This is a genomic window from Paenibacillus tundrae (genome assembly GCF_036884255.1).
In the GTDB taxonomy this organism is placed as follows: Bacteria; Bacillota; Bacilli; order Paenibacillales; family Paenibacillaceae; genus Paenibacillus.
Genome location: NZ_CP145605.1, coordinates 386,264 through 407,572, shown reverse-complemented (window position 1 = coordinate 407,572; position 21,309 = coordinate 386,264). Strand labels below are relative to the sequence as shown.

The 21,309-nt window shown below is 43.8% G+C and carries 23 protein-coding genes; 13 read left to right on the top strand and 10 right to left on the bottom strand.

Features of this window, described 5'->3' with window-relative positions:
- Nucleotides 1-216: 216 nt before the first annotated feature.
- The 5 genes from V6W81_RS01905 (at nucleotide 217) to V6W81_RS01885 (ending at nucleotide 3,991) form a co-directional block, all read left to right on the top strand.
- Nucleotides 217-1,002 carry an amino acid ABC transporter ATP-binding protein gene (locus V6W81_RS01905; RefSeq protein ID WP_145050081.1) on the top strand — a complete coding sequence of 262 codons (786 nt, stop codon included), beginning with the start codon at nucleotides 217-219 and terminating at the stop codon, nucleotides 1,000-1,002.
- Between the two features lie 32 nt (nucleotides 1,003-1,034).
- The gene (locus tag V6W81_RS01900; protein WP_056703724.1) at nucleotides 1,035-1,874 is read left to right on the top strand and encodes a transporter substrate-binding domain-containing protein; all 840 of its coding nucleotides are present in this window, start codon (nucleotides 1,035-1,037) and stop codon (nucleotides 1,872-1,874) included.
- Nucleotides 1,875-1,976: 102 nt separating this feature from the next.
- Nucleotides 1,977-2,699: an amino acid ABC transporter permease gene (locus V6W81_RS01895; RefSeq protein WP_056703721.1), complete on the top strand. Its 723-nt coding sequence runs from the start codon at nucleotides 1,977-1,979 to the stop codon at nucleotides 2,697-2,699.
- Nucleotides 2,700-2,733: 34 nt separating this feature from the next.
- Complete coding sequence (locus V6W81_RS01890; protein ID WP_056703717.1) at nucleotides 2,734-3,384, top strand: amino acid ABC transporter permease; 651 nt, start codon at nucleotides 2,734-2,736, stop codon at nucleotides 3,382-3,384.
- 202 nt (nucleotides 3,385-3,586) lie between these two features.
- Nucleotides 3,587-3,991, top strand: coding sequence for a hypothetical protein (locus V6W81_RS01885; RefSeq protein WP_338541370.1), 405 nt, complete (start codon nucleotides 3,587-3,589; stop codon nucleotides 3,989-3,991).
- A 71-nt stretch (nucleotides 3,992-4,062) separates the two neighbouring features.
- On the opposite strand, the gene V6W81_RS01880 is transcribed toward V6W81_RS01885, so the two are convergent.
- The 5 genes from V6W81_RS01880 to V6W81_RS01860 all read right to left on the bottom strand — a co-directional run bounded on the left by V6W81_RS01880 (nucleotide 4,063) and on the right by V6W81_RS01860 (nucleotide 8,430).
- The gene (locus tag V6W81_RS01880) at nucleotides 4,063-4,251 is read right to left on the bottom strand and encodes an aspartyl-phosphate phosphatase Spo0E family protein (protein WP_260985479.1); all 189 of its coding nucleotides are present in this window, start codon (nucleotides 4,249-4,251) and stop codon (nucleotides 4,063-4,065) included.
- A gap of 369 nt (nucleotides 4,252-4,620) precedes the next feature.
- Nucleotides 4,621-5,328 (bottom strand): ATP-binding cassette domain-containing protein, encoded by a 708-nt coding sequence (locus tag V6W81_RS01875; RefSeq protein WP_338541369.1) that lies wholly within the window; start codon nucleotides 5,326-5,328, stop codon nucleotides 4,621-4,623.
- An 11-nt stretch (nucleotides 5,329-5,339) separates the two neighbouring features.
- Nucleotides 5,340-6,098 (bottom strand): hypothetical protein, encoded by a 759-nt coding sequence (locus tag V6W81_RS01870; RefSeq protein ID WP_338541368.1) that lies wholly within the window; start codon nucleotides 6,096-6,098, stop codon nucleotides 5,340-5,342.
- Between the two features lie 249 nt (nucleotides 6,099-6,347).
- Nucleotides 6,348-7,736 carry a helix-turn-helix domain-containing protein gene (locus tag V6W81_RS01865; RefSeq protein WP_338541367.1) on the bottom strand — a complete coding sequence of 463 codons (1,389 nt, stop codon included), beginning with the start codon at nucleotides 7,734-7,736 and terminating at the stop codon, nucleotides 6,348-6,350.
- A gap of 118 nt (nucleotides 7,737-7,854) precedes the next feature.
- Complete coding sequence (locus V6W81_RS01860) at nucleotides 7,855-8,430, bottom strand: TetR/AcrR family transcriptional regulator (protein WP_145050052.1); 576 nt, start codon at nucleotides 8,428-8,430, stop codon at nucleotides 7,855-7,857.
- Nucleotides 8,431-8,630: 200 nt separating this feature from the next.
- Here V6W81_RS01860 and V6W81_RS01855 point away from each other — a divergent pair, with 200 nt between their 5' ends.
- Nucleotides 8,631-9,833 carry an MFS transporter gene (locus V6W81_RS01855; RefSeq protein WP_338541366.1) on the top strand — a complete coding sequence of 401 codons (1,203 nt, stop codon included), beginning with the start codon at nucleotides 8,631-8,633 and terminating at the stop codon, nucleotides 9,831-9,833.
- Nucleotides 9,834-10,111: 278 nt separating this feature from the next.
- Complete coding sequence (locus V6W81_RS01850) at nucleotides 10,112-11,224, top strand: LLM class flavin-dependent oxidoreductase (protein WP_338541365.1); 1,113 nt, start codon at nucleotides 10,112-10,114, stop codon at nucleotides 11,222-11,224.
- An 88-nt stretch (nucleotides 11,225-11,312) separates the two neighbouring features.
- Here the strand turns inward: V6W81_RS01850 and V6W81_RS01845 are convergent, their stop codons facing one another.
- The 4 genes from V6W81_RS01845 to cdaS form a co-directional block, all read right to left on the bottom strand.
- Entirely contained in the window at nucleotides 11,313-11,918 is a 606-nt protein-coding gene (locus tag V6W81_RS01845) for a hypothetical protein (protein WP_338541364.1), read from the bottom strand.
- Between the two features lie 226 nt (nucleotides 11,919-12,144).
- The gene (locus V6W81_RS01840; RefSeq protein ID WP_145050045.1) at nucleotides 12,145-14,214 is read right to left on the bottom strand and encodes a methyl-accepting chemotaxis protein; all 2,070 of its coding nucleotides are present in this window, start codon (nucleotides 14,212-14,214) and stop codon (nucleotides 12,145-12,147) included.
- A 220-nt stretch (nucleotides 14,215-14,434) separates the two neighbouring features.
- Complete coding sequence (locus tag V6W81_RS01835; RefSeq protein ID WP_338541363.1) at nucleotides 14,435-15,541, bottom strand: Glu/Leu/Phe/Val family dehydrogenase; 1,107 nt, start codon at nucleotides 15,539-15,541, stop codon at nucleotides 14,435-14,437.
- A 204-nt stretch (nucleotides 15,542-15,745) separates the two neighbouring features.
- Entirely contained in the window at nucleotides 15,746-16,375 is a 630-nt protein-coding gene (gene cdaS / locus V6W81_RS01830) for a sporulation-specific diadenylate cyclase CdaS (protein WP_145050041.1), read from the bottom strand.
- Between the two features lie 168 nt (nucleotides 16,376-16,543).
- On the opposite strand from cdaS, the gene V6W81_RS01825 reads away from it, so the two are divergent.
- The 5 genes from V6W81_RS01825 (at nucleotide 16,544) to V6W81_RS01805 (ending at nucleotide 19,526) form a co-directional block, all read left to right on the top strand.
- A complete protein-coding gene (locus V6W81_RS01825) occupies nucleotides 16,544-16,957 on the top strand; it encodes a GNAT family N-acetyltransferase (protein ID WP_338541362.1) in 414 nt (137 codons plus the stop codon).
- A 58-nt stretch (nucleotides 16,958-17,015) separates the two neighbouring features.
- Nucleotides 17,016-17,519: a GNAT family N-acetyltransferase gene (locus tag V6W81_RS01820; protein WP_338541361.1), complete on the top strand. Its 504-nt coding sequence runs from the start codon at nucleotides 17,016-17,018 to the stop codon at nucleotides 17,517-17,519.
- 272 nt (nucleotides 17,520-17,791) lie between these two features.
- Complete coding sequence (locus V6W81_RS01815) at nucleotides 17,792-17,947, top strand: hypothetical protein (RefSeq protein WP_338541360.1); 156 nt, start codon at nucleotides 17,792-17,794, stop codon at nucleotides 17,945-17,947.
- 170 nt (nucleotides 17,948-18,117) lie between these two features.
- The gene (locus tag V6W81_RS01810; RefSeq protein WP_338541359.1) at nucleotides 18,118-18,990 is read left to right on the top strand and encodes a barstar family protein; all 873 of its coding nucleotides are present in this window, start codon (nucleotides 18,118-18,120) and stop codon (nucleotides 18,988-18,990) included.
- Nucleotides 18,991-19,007: 17 nt separating this feature from the next.
- Complete coding sequence (locus V6W81_RS01805) at nucleotides 19,008-19,526, top strand: GNAT family N-acetyltransferase (RefSeq protein ID WP_338543914.1); 519 nt, start codon at nucleotides 19,008-19,010, stop codon at nucleotides 19,524-19,526.
- 108 nt (nucleotides 19,527-19,634) lie between these two features.
- On the opposite strand, the gene V6W81_RS01800 is transcribed toward V6W81_RS01805, so the two are convergent.
- Nucleotides 19,635-20,414, bottom strand: a complete 780-nt coding sequence (locus V6W81_RS01800; RefSeq protein ID WP_145050033.1) for a Crp/Fnr family transcriptional regulator — start codon at nucleotides 20,412-20,414, stop codon at nucleotides 19,635-19,637.
- 387 nt (nucleotides 20,415-20,801) lie between these two features.
- On the opposite strand from V6W81_RS01800, the gene V6W81_RS01795 reads away from it, so the two are divergent.
- The gene (locus V6W81_RS01795; protein WP_310141429.1) at nucleotides 20,802-21,233 is read left to right on the top strand and encodes a GAF domain-containing protein; all 432 of its coding nucleotides are present in this window, start codon (nucleotides 20,802-20,804) and stop codon (nucleotides 21,231-21,233) included.
- Nucleotides 21,234-21,309 lie beyond the last annotated feature (76 nt).

Here is a 21,309-nt window from a genome sequence, read left to right as displayed (position 1 = left end):
TCATCATACTACAACCATCTATTCCAATGTCTGTAAATCCACTAGGAAAATCGGATCATTTTTCTGTCAGAATTCGTCACAGCAAATCTTTTAACATAACAAAGATATAACACAATATAGGTGTTAGCCCTACTCAACCCATTACTTATGTCACATTTTATAACAAATTAATTGCCACACACAGGATGACTATGTATGATGAAATAACCACTTCCAATGTTTTCCTTAATCTTCCTTTTCAAACTAACGTTGCAGAAAGGATGGGATGCACTGTTGATTGAATTCAAAGGGGTTCAGAAGCACTTTGGTCACTTCCACGTTCTCAAGGATATCCATCTTCGGATTGAGGAAGGTGAGGTTGTCGTCATTATCGGACCTTCTGGCTCAGGCAAAAGCACATTGCTCCGCTGTATTAATCGTCTAGAAACCATTTCTGGAGGTGAGCTCGTTGTTAGCGGGATTCCTTTACATCAGAAAAAGGTCGACATTAACCTCTTCCGCCGTGACATAGGCATGGTATTTCAACACTTCAATCTCTATCCCCACAAAAAAGTCATTGATAACATCACCCTGGCACCGATGAAGGTGCGCAAACAACCCAAAGAACAGGCTGCCGCTACGGCCATGAAATATCTGACCCGTGTAGGCATTGCCGAGAAGGCAGACAGTTATCCATCACAGTTGTCCGGCGGACAACAACAGCGTGTTGCGATCGCCCGCGGTCTGGCTATGGAGCCCAAAATCATGCTGTTCGACGAACCCACTTCCGCATTGGATCCTGAAATGATCGGGGAAGTGCTTGATGTCATGCGCTCGCTTGCACACAACGGGATGACCATGGTTGTTGTTACCCACGAGATGGGGTTCGCCCGTGAAGTGGCGGATCGCGTTATTTTTATGGATGAAGGTCGCATTGTGGAGGAAGCTTCTGCCGCCTCGTTCTTTGACAACCCTAGAGAGGAACGTGCCCAACAATTCCTGAGTCGTCTGATTCACCACTAATATCATTCCATTGGAAAAGGGGTCTTTAACAAATGAAGAACATATTGAAGTGGCCGTCACTCATGCTCGTATTGATTCTGGCGCTTGTCATCTCTGGTTGTAACACAGGCGGGGATTCATCCTCTGGATCTGGCGGATCTGGCGACAACACCTCGGAAGCCAAAGGTACCATTGAACAGATTAAAGAACGGGGTAAACTCATTGCTGGCGTGAAGTACGATACGAAGTTATTCGGGCTTAAAGACCCTGCAAGCGGTGAGGTAGAAGGCTTCGATATCGATATCGCGAAGGCACTCGCCAAACAAATTCTGGGAGATGAGACCAAGGTCGAGCTGAAGGAAGTAACATCGAAGACTCGTATTCCGCTCCTGCAAAACGGCGACATTGACATCATTATTGCCACAATGACGATTACAGATGAACGTAAAGAGCAGGTTGATTTCAGTGATGTATATTTTGAGGCAGGGCAATCCTTGCTTGTGAAAAACGACAGTGATATCACCGGGCTAGAGAGTCTCGGAGGTGTAAAGGTACTGGCTGTGAAGGGCTCCACTTCTGCTCAGAACATTCGCGAAAAGGCTCCCGATGCCGAAGTGCTGGAATTCGATAACTACCAGGATGCCTTCACAGCGCTCAAAGCCGGCAAAGGTGAGGCATTAACAACGGATAACATCATCCTGATTGGTATGCAACAAACGGATAATAACTACAAGCTGGTCGGTGGCAATTTCACTAGTGAGCCTTATGGTATGGCGATTCGCAAAGGCGACTCTGCTTTTGTATCCGAAGTGAACAGCCTGCTCAAGAGCCTGCAGGATAGCGGTGAGTACGACACTTTACATGAAAAATGGCTGGGCGCCAAGCCTGAGTAACTTCGATTAACTGATGGTTCAGCGGCGATGGTATGTGTGCTCCTCCCTGTAAGGATAGGCTATCATCGCCGCTCACATCTGAGGAACGGAGGTTTACCCTGAATGGGCAATTTGGATTTTAACGTTCTGATCCGGCATTCCGATCGATTCCTGGAAGGATTCTTGAACACGATTCAAGTAAGCATTATGGCGTTGATTGGCAGCTTTATTCTTGGGACGATTATTGCAATATTCCGCATCTCTCCGATCAAGCCATTAAACTGGATTGGCACGGCCTTTGTGGAGTTTATTCGCAACATCCCTTTGTTGCTTGTCGTATTTTTTTTCTATCTCGGACTGCCCGCCATTGGTATCTCCCTCGATGGTTTCATCTCCGGCACGCTTGGTCTAACGATCTATACTGCGGCATTTATCGCCGAGGCCATAAGGGCGGGAATTCAGTCCGTACCACGCGGTCAGCTAGAGGCAGCGAGATCTTCCGGTTTATCTTACGTGCAAGCGATGAATCTAGTCATTCTGCCTCAAGCGATCAAAATTGTACTGCCGTCCATCGGCAACCAATTCATTAATCTAGTCAAAAATTCATCCATCCTTGCGGTCGTTGCAGGTATGGATTTGATGTATTTTGCCGATCTCATCAACTCAGATACCTTCCTACCTTTAAGTGTGTATACCATTGTCGCTCTCTTTTACCTGGCTCTGACGTTACCCCTCAGCTTGCTCGTTCACTATATGGAGCGGCGATTTGGACAAAGTGATGCTGAATCCACTCCTACTAAAGGAAAATCGAACAAGCCGAAGCCAGCAGGTCAGGTCACCATGTGATCAGGTACTATCTCGAAAAGGAGGTCGATGAATCATGGACTTCAGCGGGGCCTATGCCTGGCCCAACCTTCGCTTTCTATTACAAGGATTTCTACTTACCCTGCAAGTCGCAGGGTTATCTATCGTATTTAGTTTTGCACTGGGCACAATTCTAGGGACGATCCGGTATACACGCATCCCAGTCTTATCCCAGATTGTCGCAGTCATCGTAGACACCATTCGTAATTTACCGTTATTACTTATCATTTTCTTCATTCATATCGTATTGCCTCAATTGGGGATCAAGATGTCCGTGTTCTGGTCTACTGTCGTAGGTCTGAGTTTGTTCGAAGGAGCAATGATCGCAGAGATTGTTCGTAGTGGACTCAAATCCATTGAGCGTGGACAGATCGAAGCAGCTCGCTCCTCTGGGTTAAGCTACATGCAGACACTCGGTGGGATTATCATGCCTCAGGCGTTACGCCGGATGTCTCCCCCCATGGTCAGCCAGTTTATCTCACTACTCAAAGATACGTCGCTGGCAATCATCATCTCCCTGCCTGAACTGATGCACCATGTGCAGATTCTAGGGGGACAGAGCTTCGATTATATTATTCCTGCTCTCTTGTTGGCAGCCGTGCTATACTTTGTCGTCAATTACGCCTTGTCCATTGTAGCCAAGCGGCTCGAAGCTCGGATGAATTAAGGGGGAAAATAAATAAACATAACATGTGTACCTCCCGGTATGCCTGTTATGTTTATTTTAGTTGAAGAGACAACTTTCTCAGCGTTACGATTGTTATTAGTACAGATCGTTCAACAATGAAGTTGAGATGGCTTGAGCTTAGTATCACTGCCTTGGCAGCTTATGTTGATTTATTGCTCAAGTTACGTATGGAGGGACTAGGATGCTTACTAGAAAAGCAGCTATGATTATACTTGCGCTTGTCATGGCAATCATATTCGTCGCAATCTATACCATGGCTAATTCACCAAGTAGAGTTATACAGAAATACATATCCGAACAATCTACAACTGTTAATCCATCGGCTTCTTCCACTAATCCAGTAGCTCAATTCAATCATTATGTTACGGATCATCAACTACCGACACCAACTGTGACATTCAATACAATCAAAAAAACCTTTTCCTCTAGAGAGGTTCTAGCCAGCTTTGCGGTGTTTACCTATGCTGACGATGGTCAACTCAAGAATATCCACTCCGGCATGTTATCGTTCTCGTTAACCCGTGATCTACTCCGCTGGCAGATAGACTCCGTTAAAATGATCACCGATATACAGCTAGTCCAATAGGGCTCCTTATCCTTACATTAGAAATAAGTGGTTAGAGATAGTTAAGTTTATGTAAAAAAACAGCCGATTACCTAGGTAATCGGCTGTCTGTTTAGAATATGTTTCTTGTACTTGAAACGATTGTATTCATTAATAAGTTCATCTAGTATCATGGACTGCTGCAGGACTTGGCCGTCTTGCATGCCCTGATTTTCCGCCAAACGACATAACTTTTGCCTGCTCCATTCAATTTGGTCGCTGATCTTCTTCCGTTCATTCACAAGCATGCACCCCCTTTATTTGTACTATTATAGAATATATTGCTAAAAAATTTACAATGAAATCCTTTGCAAAACAATATGTTTATTTCCATCCCAATTCTTTCACATTCATACCTTTTTCATCTACACTTTGGTAATCGCATAAGCCCACAAGATATAGTTATTTGAATCCTCCTACCTTCCATATATCGCATCAGGGAAAGTATAACTCACATGAAGTAAGAATGTAGGGACGTACATGCAATAGACATTTTGCACTAAAGGAACGCCCTATCATTCCATCTCTAAGATTAATAAGTTGGATGTCACCGCTAGATACTCATTCCAAACTATTAATGGAGGTATAACAAGAAAAGGTTTTCGATCCATTCATTGAACTTTCATTAGAAATGCATCATTCGGATTTTCTCCCTCTACGTTCTGAATAAACTCCGTGTATGAACCACTAAAGGATATTCTGCCTTGGTGCAGTAGATGGAGAGTACATTTAATCCTTTGGAAATCATGTAAATGATGGCTGGATAATAACACCGTGCATTCTTTGTGTAATGCAAGTTTTTCGATTCTTTTTAATATGTACTGCCTCATCTCGGGATCAATGCCAGCCAGCGGCTCATCAAAGATGTATAGTTTCCTCTCCATCAAGGTAATAGCCAAAATACACAGATACCTTCGTTCTCCAATAGATAATTGTCCAAACTCCATTTTCCATATCCGTCTTACCAAATCAATCTCAGAGACACTCATATCATCATCGACATAAGGCTCATTCGTAACTTGAATACGGCTCGCATGATCGGAATATAGAAAGAAACGAAATACATCCTTCGATTTCAACGTAGGTGGAAACAATAAGCCTTGAAGCTGATAGATCATATCCTTCTCCTCAGGCACACCTCTAATTTCGGGAGGACGTTTAATGACATTGGTAATGAGGTCAAATAATGTTGTTTTGCCTGAACCATTCTTGCCAATAATCATGTTCACGGTACCCGACCGGAATTCCACACTTAAATGATCCAGATTCTGACGCGGCGACTTTCGGTAGGAAAAGCTTACATTATCTATTGTAATCATGCATCCTCCTGCTATGTCCGATGAGTTCTTGATATGACGTTTACAAGTTTAAGCGCAATCAATCCACAGACCACATAACATGCCGAGATTATACCAACAACCCCAATACTCTCGTGATCGAATGAATGACCCGTAAACCAATCTGCGAGGATAAACGTGATATTTCTGACATATTCGAGCGGATTCAGTAGTACAAACAGGAAGCTATACGCCGTAGAATATGCAAATCCTTTGGCAGATACAAAAAATAAGACCAACAAACTCATACTAATCACTGCGTTCAACGACTCTTGTCTAATCGGGATCAGCATCAGAACCAATGTTAGCAAAATAAGAATGATGGATCCAAGGATACAGCTCACAATGGCAGTGATCAGAAACGTCACGAGTTGTGCCGGGTCTAAGAACATTACACCTGTTACGAATGACACCAGAAAGATTGTAGCGATAATGAACAAAACCTGATTCAGAGCCTTGCCCCAAATAAACGGATATTTACTTCCTGATATAAATTTAAACATCTTATAGAAGCCGTTCTCTCTTAGTGTAATTAAATGGGTAGCTACTTCAATGGACATCAACAAGGTAATATATGAAATAAAAAAGCTCGTTTGAATGTAAAAATCAATTGTGGTGGGTCTAGAATCAAACCAGGAATAATTATAAATAAGAAAAGCAACGAGTGGAAAAATTAAATACCACACAAAGGCTATTTTGTTGCTTAACATCATCTTTACAAAAAGCCTGAGATACTCATATGTTATTCTCATAGCGCTCTCCAATTCACCATTTGCAATTGATAACAAATGTAATTTTAATCCTTATTTTTACAATGGTCAATTCATTTTTTATTGTAAAAAAGGCCTATTTCCGAATTTGGAAATAAACCTTTCATAACATATCACGTTTCATTCATTAATAATTACAAACCTCCGCCGCCATGAGTACTACTAAGTGAGGTTTCAATCGGGAAAGTATTGTCAAACGAACCTAACTGACCCACATTAATCAAAATAAAGCTAAGTAAGATGAAATAAGCGATTTTCTTTTTTATCATAATAATTCTCTACCTCCATCATAATCAATTTATACTGATTTGCGTAATCTGGAGTAGATATATTTGTTCTATATCTCTCATACAACGCTACACAGTGTATAATATCCTGTTGCTTGTTGCTCTTAACAGCTTCTCTCAGGCAAGCCAAAAGTTGCTTCATACCTTCTGAATCTTGTCCCCGATTGAAATGGTAAATACTCCGTTTCAGTAGAAACGTGATATACAGATCAGATTCCACTTGCTTAGTGTAACCTTGTAGACGATTAATCTCTGAATTGATTCGATCGCCAAATCTATGAAGAACCTCATCAATATCCTCATCTAATTGATTAGCAACTTCCAGAATATTTATTATTGCGGGAAGCACTTCTGATTCATTTTTCTCTATATAGTTAATGTAAGTTGGTAATACGGTTAGATCACCCATTAGCAGTTGATATACGTAGGTGTTAGCTTCAGTCCAAAATTTAAACTTATCAATGTAAATCCAATCTTCTTCCGTAGAATCATGATTTTTGATTAGATCGGTGTATACCTCAGTATAATATAGAGCTTCCTTATACTTTTCCTGTCCTTCACATGCCGAAGCTTTGAGTAAATTCGCATAAACGCCGTAAACAAACAACGGATACGCCGTTATACGTTTATCATGATTATTTTTTTTCGTTGTATATACCTGCATAACCTTAGACTTCTGTTCTAACTCATCAGCTAGAGCAAATAGTTTATCATAGTATCTTAACGCCAAGTATGTATTCGCCAGATCCTTAATGGCGTCAAGTTGTCGCTCCTCATCCAGCCGATTAATATACGGTTCGAACAGCACGGCAGCTCTCAGATTTTGATTCTGATCCTGACTCAGCGAGAGGGTGAAAATTCGATAATGACATAGTGCAAGTCGTTCCGAATGCTGGTACTTCTCACATTCAGCGACACATTCATACAACATCAACGCGGCTTGATTCTGCTCTCGTTCGAACATACCCTCAGCCATCTCGAATAACTCCGAGATATATGACCGATCATCTGTCACCTGCTGTATGACCCTATGAATGCAATCCAGCTTGTCCAATTCGGCACAACGTTGTAAGAAGGGCTCCAGCCTTCTCCAGTGAGGGGAAGATTCTACGAAACATTCTGCTCCATACAGTTCATAGAAATGACCTGGCTCTAGATTCATACCTTGCGTAATGAGATCCAGTTGAGCCATCGCGATGGGTCTTGTGCCTTTGATTATTGCACTGAGCGTTCCGGCATTTACACCAGATAAATCGGCAAAATACTGCAGCGTGTACCCCTGTTTTCTGATGTGATCCTCAATAAAGGATCGTATCGTAGTTGTAGGTTCCAATACCTCCCACCTCCACAATAATAAATCCAAAAATTTGAATTTATATGATATACACAATTTTAATCCTTATTTTTACATTGGTCAATAAAAACCGTGGCAATTCGCTATCCATGTCAACTTATTTTCTTATACCGTCGAATAATGAAGTTACTACACGATTAACGTAATCAACCTCCACCGGCTCACCCGAAACTAACATTCGATAGAAGATAGAGCCATATATGAGGTCGATACATAACGCAATATCACAGTCCGGCTTCAGTTCTCCGCGCTCCACACCTTTTTCAATAATCCCCCATGCCTCACGTCGTCTTGGCTGAATGTAACGAGTCTGGTATTCAACCGCAAGTGCTGGATCGGACTGGCCTTCACCAATAATCTCTGTAATCACTTTCCCCTCACGGCTGGTCAGAAATCGAGCCAGATTCGACGCATGAAGCTCTATGTCTTCAAATACAGAGCCTGTATCGGGTACAGGTAGCCTCGCCGTTGCTTCGTGCATATATCCATCCATGATGACCGCACCTTTATTAGGCCACCACTTATATATCGTTGCTTTACTAACCTGTGCTCGCTCTGCAATTTTTTCAATCGTAACCGATGCAAATCCGTGCTCCAAAAGCAGTTCATACGCTGCCGTCAAAATTGCATTTTGTGTTTCGACATTACGAGGCCGTCCTCTCTTGCCAGTCATTCGGTTTCCTCCTCGGTGCAATATCTATGTATCCACGATACATCATACTAAAATCCCAGTTCATTGAAAAATGCCTATTTACAATACTAAACGTTTAGTATATATTTATCAACAATAAGTGTACGTAACGTTCACTAATTAACTTTTTTCATTAAGCTGATACAAACTGATTCCCATCATAATCTCGGAGGATGATAATAATGCCAACCAAACAAGCTTCAACAACTTCTGCTCAACCTACGCTCTCGCCCTGGATTGTGCTGCTTCTCGCGTCCGCTTGCGGTTTAATCGTAGCCAATCTCTATTATGCTCAGACCGTAGTGGGTCCGATCAGCATGACAACAGGATTATCTTCTGCCGCTTCCGGACTTATTGTGACCTTAACCCAGTTGGGATACGTGATTGGGCTGTTATTCATCGTGCCGCTCAGCGACATTATTGAGAATCGACGTTTAGCCACACTTTCTTTAATCGTATTGATCCTAGCTCTGATCATTGCCGTATTCGCCCCTCAATCGGGTCTATTCTTAATGGTATCGCTATTCATTGGCGTAGGCTCTGTCGTAGCTCAAATTCTAGTCCCGTACGCCACTTATCTGACCTCAGAAGAGCAACGCGGACGTGTCGTAGGCAACGTCATGAGCGGTCTACTGCTCGGCATCATGCTCGCTCGCCCCGTAGCAAGCTTTATTACGAGCATCTGGGGCTGGCAAGCCGTATTTATCTTCTCCGCCATCATGATTGCGCTATTGACCATCCTTCTATCCCGTACTCTCCCTGCACGTCAACCAGAGCCTAATTTAAATTACGGACAACTCATCATTTCTTTAGGTACTTTATTGAAAAAACTCCCTCCATTGCGTCGCCGAGCATTGTACCAAGCTAGTCTGTTTGGTGCATTCAGCCTATTCTGGACGACAGTCCCTATGCGGCTTGCCAATGACTTCAATATGTCACAGCAAGGTATTGCCTGGTTTGCATTAGCCGGTGTGGGCGGTGCGATTGCAGCGCCAATTGCGGGAAGACTAGCCGATCGCGGGTTAACCCGGATTCTTACGGGTGCTGCAATGGTGATTGCATTACTGTCATTTGCGATAACTTATCTATTCCAAAGCAACTCCACAACAGCTCTGATTGTATTGCTCATTGCAGCTATCACCTTAGATATGGCCGTATCTGGTAATCTCGTGCTTGGACAACGCGTCATTTATTCTTTAGGGAATGAAGCGAGAGGAAGAATCAACGGAATCTTTATGTCGATCTTTTTTATCGGCGGAGCCGCCGGCTCATCGATCGGAAGTTGGTCATATGCCTATGGGGGCTGGGCACTAACGTCCATCATTGGAATTGCTATGCCACTTCTCGCTTTCTTGTACTATTTTACGGAAAAGAACACACGCTAACTCAAAGGTCAATGACACACGTCCTCCTGTGGCCACACACGAAAAGAGCCGTTCATCGTCATAATGATGAACGGCTCTTTTATTAAGAGTGAACTAACAACGATAAGAAGCTTGATCGTAAACGGTACACCAGAGCGAACATTTGCTTATAGAAAAAATCCATTAGAAGAAACACGGACAACATGTTACAGTTATATCAACTTACATATCACACTATTCAGATTGGATTAAATTATAATAATGTAATCGTTTCTTACTTCAATCAAGGAGAGGGTCAGATGAAATTTGCGTTATTTAGCCTCATGATGAATCTGCCCAATGCTATCACCGGAGAAGCGTTTACGGCACAGCAGAAATTCCAGAACATTCTGGAACAGGCCAGATTGGCAGAACGGCTGGGATTTGATGCATACGGAATTGGGGAGCGACATGGCGCACCTTTCCTCTCCTCTTCTCCGCCTGTGGTGTTGACGGCAGTTGCCGCGGCTACCTCTCGCATCCGTCTATTAACGACCGTTACAGTACTCAGTGTACTTGACCCTGTGCGTGTCGCAGAGGACTATGCCACACTGGATCAGTTATCCGGCGGGCGGCTGGAGATGATTATCGGGAAAGGCAATGATCCTCGGCATTACCCGCTGTTTGGGATCACAGAGGAAGAGCAGTGGGATTCATTGGGTGAACGCTATCGTCTGCTCAAGCGTCTATGGACAGAGGAGGACGTGACCTGGGAAGGCACATACCGTCCGCCACTAGACAAAGTAACCACTCAACCACGTCCACTACAGCAATCCATCCCGATCTGGCATGGTAGCGCATCGAGTACTTTATCAACCGAGCTTGCAGCGCAGTACGGTGAACCGCTTTTCACATCTAACTCGTTCCACCCTCAGGCCAAATACAAAGCACTCATTGATCATTATCGAGAACGCCTCGATCATTATGGTCATGATGCCAAGCGAGCAGTGATTGGATCTGGAGCTGGCAGCTTGTACCTCGCCAATACGCGAGAAGAAGCCATTCACAGATACAAGCCCTATTACGATGTATTCCATGCTACTGCTTCTGCACAGCATAACCAGTCTCCCTTCAAGGATCTGGAGGATAATATCGCGAACGGTCCTGTCTTGATTGGTAGTCCAGATCAGGTTGTTGAGAAAATCGTAAATTATCATGCAGCCTACGGACATCAGGTGCTCAGTATTAGTGTCGATGGACTCAGTCATAGCGAGCAACTGGAGCAGCTAGAGCGATTCGCCCAAGAGGTAGCCCCCGTTTTACGACGAGAACTGCCCAGCTCCGTCTGGGACAATGCCCCAACCTTAACTCAGCAACCCGCCACACCTAATCAATCGGCACCCCCTGCCATCTCTCCGATCTTTCAGGTCTAATCCCCTACTTTCGAAGCCATTCTTGTTCAACATAAATAAGGCGATTCTCCGAATCGCCCCCCGCCTTATCTCCTCAATCTCTTCTCAATTAGTTATCATAATCGTAGACTAATTCCTGAAGTTCCCTGATGTTGTAGGTATCGTCTACAATAAGCCACTGCTTGTTCTCAAACAGGAAAGTAAGCTCACCTTCGAGCGGTATGTTGCGAACTTCTTTACCCTGATCATCTATGAAAATAAGATCTAGCGTGTATGACACGAGAAGAGAATCGCCCCTATTTTCCTTCAACGTAAAATTCATATTCTCACTACGCAGCTTCACCTGCTCTTTATAAGCCACCATAAGAGGCAAAACGATATTGCGATCAGCCATCTGTTTTTCGAAGTACTTCTCGGTCAGGAACGGCTTGATCAGTTCTCCTCTGGCTAGGGCAGACTCCATCGTTGTTGCGCTTTTCTCATCATTTTCATTCACTTCAAATTCAGTAGCCTTATAGTCTTTTGCTGTCTGCAGCGCAGCCTGCTCATCCTGATCCGTAGCCTTTGGAACCTCATTATCCACTTCGGAAGGTGTTGTTATCGCTTCTTTTGTTGACTCTGTACTCGGTTCAGTCGTTGTAGATGACGTACATCCCATCATGAATACACTCGTCATAAGAACCGTAAGCATCAGCCACATCCAATGTCGTCTCATCTCAGACCTCCTTCTGTATAGATAACCGTAATCACCCATATTTACAATTTTTATATATAAACATTATACTACTTTTTAGCTTAATATTCCATTTATATACCATTTATTAATGTATATACCCAAAGAAGCCCCTTGATCTGCCAACCTTAATGGCATAAGGGACTTCTTTGATTTCATTCATGTATCCTAACGCTATTCTTTAACGCATTATTCTTGCTTCCGCTACTTACTCAACCTTGAACTTGCCAGCAGCATCAGCCAAATTACGTGTTAACTGGTCAATGGTATCCACCATATTCGCCAATTGCTGTACAGTTGCTGATTGCTCCATCATTGTCGCTGTAACTTCTTGTACCGAAGCAGATACCTGCTCCCCTGATGCCGACAGGCTATGCGCTGACTCCAGCACATCGTCCTTGTTCTGTATCATCTCCTGCATCTGTCCTGCCATTGAAGCGATCTGATGATTAATCTCCGTTACCTTCTCCAAAATCACATCGAATGCCTGGCGAGTCTGAATAACAAGTTCATCCTGCCTGGACGAGATTGTATGAATTTCCGCAACACTTTGATTGTTCTCGGCTACATCCGCTAGATTTTGGGTAATAATGCTCGAAATTTCTTTCGACTGTCGGGAGCTCTGCTCTGCCAAATTGCGGATTTCCTCAGCCACAACCGCAAATCCTTTACCATGCTCTCCAGCACGAGATGCTTCAATGGAGGCATTCAATGCGAGCAGGTTGGTCTGTTTGGCGATCTGACTAATTGCCTCTGTAATATGACTAATACTGCCTGAGCTGTTCTGCAGCTTGACCGTAATCTCAGAGATTTTCTCCACTTCCCGCTCATTCATCTCATTGATCCGCATCAGTTCATTCACGACTTCGCTTCCATTGTGGAACACACTTTCAATTTCATCAGCGTGTGCCTTTACATCCTGTGCACTGCTATTCATAGCGTTTACCTTATCGCCAAAGCTGTTAAATTTACCTGCAATCTGCTCCGTATCCTCCGATTGAGCCTCCATAGCCTGCGCTATACTCATTAGCGTAGCAGACGTTTCATCCACAGATCGAGCAGTTTGTTTGGAGGTATCCTCCAGTTCCTGTGTGCTCGTTTGTAGAACAGTGATAGATTGCCCCATATTGGTAATAAGGTTTTTGTTCTGTTCAGCCATACTATTGAAGCTATCTGCCAGATCTTTGAACTCACTGTTGTACCTGCCCTCTGCCTTCACCGTCAGATTCCCCTGAGCAAGCTGTTTGAACAAACCTGTAAGTCTAACAATTGGTTTCGTAATATTACGAGAGATTAACATACCCACTCCGATGGCTATCACAATGGCAAGCAATGTAAGCCATAACATCTGCTGAAGCATATCCTGCACCGGACGCTTAATATCCTCATAGCTGTCGATAACAATAACAAGAAGATCAGCGCCTGGAATCTGGTTGACACGATAATACGTGTTATCGATCGTAGCTGTCGTTATTTTCACTTCGTCTGTTGCCTTTTCTTGAAGAAGTGCCTGCACATTCTGATCTTCTGCAAGCGATTGTCCAATCAAGCTCTCATCAACTGAATCGTACATGATTGTGCCGCTGCGACTGAGCACTTCAATCTTACCTTCACCATTAATTTGGATATTACCCAGTTGTCCTAGGAAAAAGCTGCTATCCATGGCCAACGCCAGTACACCAATGGTATTACCTTCATCATCTTGGATCGGCTCTGAGAAAATGATCACCAGTTGTTTGCTTTGCTTAGATACAATCGCATCACTGATAAATGATTCACCCTTAATGGATTCCTGGAAATACTCCCGATCATCTCGAGACTGACCAATGACTTCGGTCTGGGTTGCAGCTACCATAATCCCATTCTGGTCTAACAAATACAGATTAGGCTTTGCTACTTCTGTATCCGATACACTGTTCGTCAAGATCGTATTCGCTTTGTTAAAATACGGATTGGCATCCGAGAAAAACTCTTCATCTGTCATGCTGTTGGTATTACGCAGTTCCAGCATCTCTTTAAACGTATTATGTACAGAAATCGCGTGACTTACCTGCTGTTGAAGCTGTACGGCTGTCCATAACCCTTCCCCAAGGCGATCGGACATGCCATTAATCTCTGCCTCACTCTTCATCACTAATAGTTTGGATGAGACAAAATACGTTGCTGTGGTTGTTCCCATAAGCACCAAGATCACTAGTACACTTAACATGATCGGTAACTTAACCTTCAGCGAGATATTTCTAATTCGATAAGACAAGCCTTGTTTCTTCTTCCCCATTTACGATTTCCCCCACTTTCATGAACCATCTGAACGATGTACATTCATTATCGGTATATTGAAGTGGGAATTTGATGTGCATGTCTATTATCTATCATAAAAGAAAATAAAAAAACTGCCCATATGCACGAACCACCCTCCTCCACATTGGTTCATTTGAAGGAGGGTTTCCCGCATATTAGACAGTTTAATGAGGCCTTATCATGTTACTTACCGTGAATTATCCACGCAATCTGCGGGAACTTAACGCGTGGTGTCCATTTTGCAGAAACGTACTGCGTGTGTTCTTCATCATCTCAATTCGGCGCTCAGCGAGGCGATCTGCCGCCACATATGTCGGAATGCCTTCCGAACGGGACGAGGCAAAGATGCTCTCCAGTGTGTTGTATATCTGGCTCACCTTACTGTATGCCCGTTCCGCATTGTACCCATTTAATTCATCGGCAATGTTGATCACACCACCCGCATTAATGACGTAGTCCGGTGCGTATACAATGCCCATCTGATGCAACTGGTCACCATGCTTTGGCTCAAGTAACTGATTATTGGCACAGCCTGCCACCACTTTAGCCTTGAGCTGTTTCAAGGTATTATCATTAATTGTCCCACCTAATGCGCATGGGGCATAGATATCACATTCTACTCCGGTGATGTCTGCTGGGTCGACAGCCTTAGCGTCGAAACGGTCTATGGCTTGTTTTACCGAATCCTTATGAATATCCGTCACAATCAGATGTGCGCCTTCCTCGTTCAGATATTGGCATAAGTGCATCGCTACATTCCCTACACCTTGGACAGCAATCGTTTTGCCTTCCAGTAGATCCGTGCCGAATGCTTCCTTAGCTGCTGCCTTGATCCCCCGATATACGCCCCATGCCGTTGCCGGAGATGGATTGCCTGACGAACCATAGCTTGGAGAAATGCCGGTAACATAATCGGTCTCTTGGTAGATAAGGTTCATATCTTCCTCGGTTGTCCCCACATCTTCTGCGGTAACATAACGTCCATTCAACCCTTGAATATACCTTCCGAATGCTCGAAACATCGCTTCATTCTTATCACGCCTTGGATCACCGATAATGACCGCTTTGCCACCACCCAGATTTAGACCTGATATTGCATTCTTATATGTCATCCCTCTTGCGAGCCGCAGGGCATCTTCCATGGCTGCATCTTCAGATGCATATGTCCACATCCGCGTACCGCCTAGTGCAGGTCCAAGTGTGGTATCGTGTATTGCAATAATAGCTTTTAGCCCTGAGGCTTTATCTTGGCACAGAACCAACTGCTCATAATCGTGATGCTCCATTGCTTCAAACCAATTCATATTTATAACGCTCCTCTAACCAAATTAGCGACCTGAATCGCTATAGATCTGTCTGTTGACCACTCTCTATTGTACATATGAATACGAAGTTTGTGCAAAATCACATCACGATGTAAGGCATCTGCCTATCATTAAAAAACCTTTCTCTCCTTGAACAGGGAAAAAGGTGTGCATCATTTATGATCTCTAATGTTGTTGGGAAAGTCAGGAGAGGACTTCAATGACGTTAATCGGATGCAAATCTCCACCTATTGCGAAGGATGCTTGCCCTGTCTCCTCTGAAACAACTAGCACCACGGCGTCGGTAAGTTCACTAAGCCCCAGAGCTGCCCGGTGGCGAGTTCCCATTTTACGCTCATGTACTTCAACCTGTGACAATGGTAATACATTTCCTGCGGACACAATCTGGTTGCCCCGAATTAACACAGCCCCATCATGTAATGGCGCACCAGGTATAAAGATCGACTCCAATAAGGCATGCGTTATTCTCGCATCTACAGCGACTCCCGAGTGAATGACGGAATCCAGTGGAGTTTCACGTTCAATCACAATGAGTGCTCCGTATCTTCGATCAGATAGATGCTGCACGCTGGCTGAGAGCTCGGCAAACTTTTCAGTGAATGGAGACAAATAACAATCCAGGTAAAACGATGAGGCTAACACCTCGATCTGCTTGATCTCGGCTCGAATCTCAGCGAATTGTCCCAGCAAGCAGGCATGATCATTGTCAAAACGGGATAATGTTATGTTCATGCGCTCCGCCACACGATGAAGATCTCCCTTTAACTTTTGCCTCATTGATGAGCTGTCACAGTCTGCTTGCCGCTGGTTCATGGATCGCTGCCTCCTCTTCCTTGTCTTCTGCATAATTACTCTATACGTTTCCCGTAACATAGGTAATCTATTCACCTTATTCTATGTATATCAACATCCCTACTTCCTCCTATAAATAAACCATTGTATAATATTTACATTAAATCATGATCTCGTGGAGGACGTAGAATGAAAATTATTGCAGCAACAGAATCGCACTATGAATATATTCGAGAACATGACCATCATATCGTAGACAGCTTTATTTTGCCAAAAATCAGAGGCAATGAGATTTATATGCTGCAAAATGATGAGGATCAACTCATTGGTTGGATGCGGCACAGCTATTTCTGGGACAATACCCCTTTTATGAATATGATCTGGATTGATGAACCCTATCGCAACAGAGGATTCGGGAAGCAAGCCATTCTTTTCTGGGAAAATGAGATGAAGAACCTCGGGTTTGAACTGGTCATGACCTCTACTTTAGCCAATGAAGGTGCTCAGCATCTGTATCGAAAATTAGGTTATCGTGATGCGGGAGGCCTATTGCTTGAGGGTGAGCCTTTGGAAATTTTAATGACCAAAAAGTTATCGTTGTGAACTCTCTACGTTATGATAAGATGCGACTATTCATGGTATAGAAGGAGCGTTCGGAGAGATGCAGCTAATAGAAGTTTCAGAACAACACTTGGCACAACTACAGGCCATTTATAATTATTATGTAAACCATACGACCGTTTCCTTTCACACGGAAGAACTAACTTTGGATGAGATGCGCAGCAATGTAATGAATGGCCACCCTCGCTACCAAACCTATGTTATTGAAGAACAGAATGTGATCATAGGCTATGCGTTGCTTACTCAACACAAAAACAAACAGGCTTATGATAGTACTGCAGAAGTAACGATCTACATAGATCCTAACTATGTTGGAAGTGGAATCGGTACAACAGCCTTATCGGCACTTGAATTACAAGCAAAAGCATTAAATTTCCATGTACTTGTAGCAACGATATGCACAGAGAATGAGCTTAGCATCCGGTTGTTCGAGCGTCTAGGGTACGAGAAATGTGCCCATTTCAAAGAGATTGGTTATAAATTTGGCCGTAGATTGGATATCGCGAGTTACCAAAAAATCATTGGACAAGAATCACATCATTAAACAAAAAGGAATACAACTGTACAATAAATAAATCGCAACAGCAGCCGAATCTCTGGTTGCTTTTTTTCGTTAATGGACGGATACGAAGGGCGTTGTAGATCATATTTTCATCAAAAAAACTAAAAACCAAGGCACTTGCCATTGCATTTTGCCTTCAACCCATGCATAATGATATTATACGTTTGATAATGATTATCATTCTTGAACTTGTCTTTCTTCTGTTTACTGTACATGAATTAACGATCATATAGATAAAGGGGAACGAACATCGAATGGATACGACTCTGCAAAAAACGACACTGCAGCTTGATGATTATCTGGATCTTCTAAACCTGGCAATGAACATTGGTGATGTGAAATGGCAAAAGGAGATCATCCGTAAGCTGACGGCAGCTTATCCAGCAGTGGAATGTAAACAGCCACAATAGATTAGAACGCAACGGAGATACTTAAAATAGCTCTTGACCGATTCGTACAGAATTAGTCATGGGCTTTTTTTGCGTCTTTTAGTAATGTGGTACGCTTGGGGTATAAGCCTTTCTCATGACAAACTGTATGTGTAGAATTAATTCATAACAGTTAAGGAGGTTACACGATCATGACTTTTCCATTCGTGCTTCTAGATGATTCAACCGATCTGATCATAGGACATTGTACAGATATCGTCGGGCTAGATGGTACATTGATTAACCCCCAAGAGAGTTACCACCAGATTATATTGAAGCATTTCGTATTTTCATATGAGTTCCAACAGTACATTTTGCAAAAAAAAGAACCCCTATCAAGATATGCCTATGTCGGAATGTTGAATAAAGATGGCCACACGATAGGCTACTATGGTTTCTTCATTCATGACACAATAAAGTATCATAAACTCGGTTTTCCTACCCTGGCTTCAGATCTCAAGTTGAACGTATCCATCCATCGTCTGATCTCAGCACAAGAACTTCAGATATGGGATCAATGGAGAACATCGCTCCCTTCTGAGCTTAACCAGTGGGCTACCTACGATGAGAATGGAAGAAGGGCCTGGCTCAGTGTGGTGAAGAGCCATAACAATATGAATATAACAACAGAAATCGTTGAGAAAACTAACGACATAAACGAAGATCAGGCAAAGATATTTCAGATGGACGGCACATATATGACTAGTTACGCTTCCTTTTTCTGTGCACTAGGTGAAGCCATGAATGGACCAGGCGGCTATTATGGATCGGATTTCAACTCGTTCATCGATTGCACTTATGGTGGATTCGGAGCAATCGCCCCTTTTACCCTAAAGTGGGCTAATCATCAAGTCGCCAGATCATATCTGGATAATAACGCCTGGCATCGGGAGATTGACTGGCTACGCGCAGAGAACGAACGTTTAGGAGAAGAGGATTTCGAGGTGGAAATAGGGAATAGACCATTATATGAGGCGATTATTGAAAATTTAGAGCACCAAGGAATCACGGTTATTTTACAATAGTTAAGGATGGTGACATGATGCAACTAGAAACAGAACGATTAATTATTCGTGAGATTGTAGAGTCAGATTGGGAGCACATTCATACATATACTTCGCTACCCGAGGTTACTACACATACAGCATGGGGGCCGAATACAGAAGAAGATACCCAATCTTATGTGAATTATGTGATCGAGCTACAACAAGCAGTGCCACGAGAAGGCTACGAACTAGCCATATGTCTGAAGCAAGAAGGTACACTAATTGGCGGAATTGGTCTTCATGTCATGGACACCAATGCCGAACTAGGCTATGTGTTGAACCCGAGCTATCAAGGCCGAGGTTATGCAACGGAAGCCGCACGTGGGATATTGGAATTTGGTTTCAATACACTTGGCATACATCGCATCTTCGCCAAATGTCGTCCAGAGAATAGCTCTTCGGAGAAGGTCATGCTGCACATCGGCATGGAACGCGAAGGTCTGATGCGAGAACACTGGTATTACAAAGGGAAATATCATGACTCCTTCCTATACTCCATTCTGGCGAAGTCATAGCAGAAAGGGTCAGCCCGCAGGCTGACCCTCTTTCTACGTACAACAACCGTTCTCCGTAACGACCCCAATCGCCAATGAAGATAAACAGTTATTCTAACTTGTGCTGCATTACATTCTGCACAACTCTGCTGGACAGCTCGGAACTGTAGGACAACCACACATACACCGTAACGCAGCCAGGTCACGAATGATCAGTTTGCCATCGAATGTATCCAGCGTGCCCTGCTCTTTCCAAGCACCCAGCATCCGCGTTACACTTTCACGGGTGGCACCAATCATCTCTGCAAGCTCTGTATGGTTCAGCTTCATCTCCAGCACGATGCCATCTGGCGTCATCTTTCCGTAAGAATTACTCGCGCGGATAAGGGTCGATGCCAGCGCACCGGCTTTACCATAGAGTAGCAGATCACGAAAACGCGACTGGGTAATACGTTGTGCGAGCGCCATCCATTGCAGGAATTTCAGCGCAAGATCGCCATCTTTACTAAGTACACTCTCCAGTTCACTCAGCGAGATAATCGCGAGTTCCCCTTTATCCGTCATCTCAGCACTGTAGCTGTGCATCTGACCACCAATGCCACCGAATTCCCCGATCAGATCGCCTTTTTGTTGAATGGACAAAATAATTTCTTTGCCATCCTCAGTGGATTTTGTCAGCTTCACACGTCCCGAACGAATGAAGTACAGGTATCCGGCTTCATCGCCTTCTAGAAAGAGACTATACCCCGACTTCACCCGTTTGGGTTGCATCATGGTTTCAATCGATGCCCATTGTTCGGCCGTTACGAACGAAAGAATTCCGCCAGTATTCCTCTGTGTCATTTTGCTTCCCTCCGTCTGTTCTCGTTCCGTCGCTTGGGTTGCTCTTTCTATAAATACCGTACCCATAATTCATCGTCCCCCTCGTGTTTCCTTATGCATCTATCTTACCGCGAAAAGACCATAAAGGTTATCGGGGGATTACCTGAACCTTACGGATAAATTCCCTGAATTTGCTGTGAGAAAAGTCACACTAGGCACTAAACCTACAACCTGAGTTGCATTGTATGCCGCAGTAGGTCTAGGCTGAGGGCACTTGGACAAGCATGATCAGTAAAATCCAGAAAACAAATAGGGGTTTTCCCTGAATTACACGGAGAAGGAAAAGGTCTACAATAGAAATGAACGTAAGAACACATATACATCTTCATATGATTATGATGACTCATTCTATTTAATTAACGTTAGCTCATTCGACCGGATTCTACGGTATGACCCTAAAAGGAAGTGTCTCTCATGCATGATGAACATCCATCTGGCATTCAGGAGATGATTGACCGCTTGCGCCTTAACACCTCCAGCGATTTTTGCGGTCTCGCCTGTTTGTCTGGTACGCTGCTCCGCTGGAAATATACGTCCGGTGCCAGCAACGAACGTGTACAGCGCATGGAAATGCGTCCCGGACAAGACCTCGTCGGCACGGCGCTGCGAACTGGGCGAACTACGCTGTCAGATGCACAATCTAGTTCAGAGCATACACCTGGGAGGTGTCCGCTTATGCTTGCTGAACGGCTCGTATGTGCTATTGCGGTACCTGTCTTCCAGTCAGGCAGCTTGCCTGAAGCGGTGCTGCTCGTAGGTAACCGAATGTCCTGTACATTTTCAGAGGATATGATCCACGAAGTTAAGCAACTGGCACGTGACCTAGAACCTCTCATTCGTGGATAACCTGTGCAATAGACTTTACTTACAAAGGCTTGTTTCGCCTGTTAAGGTTGAGCAAGGCCTTTATTTGTTCTTGTAT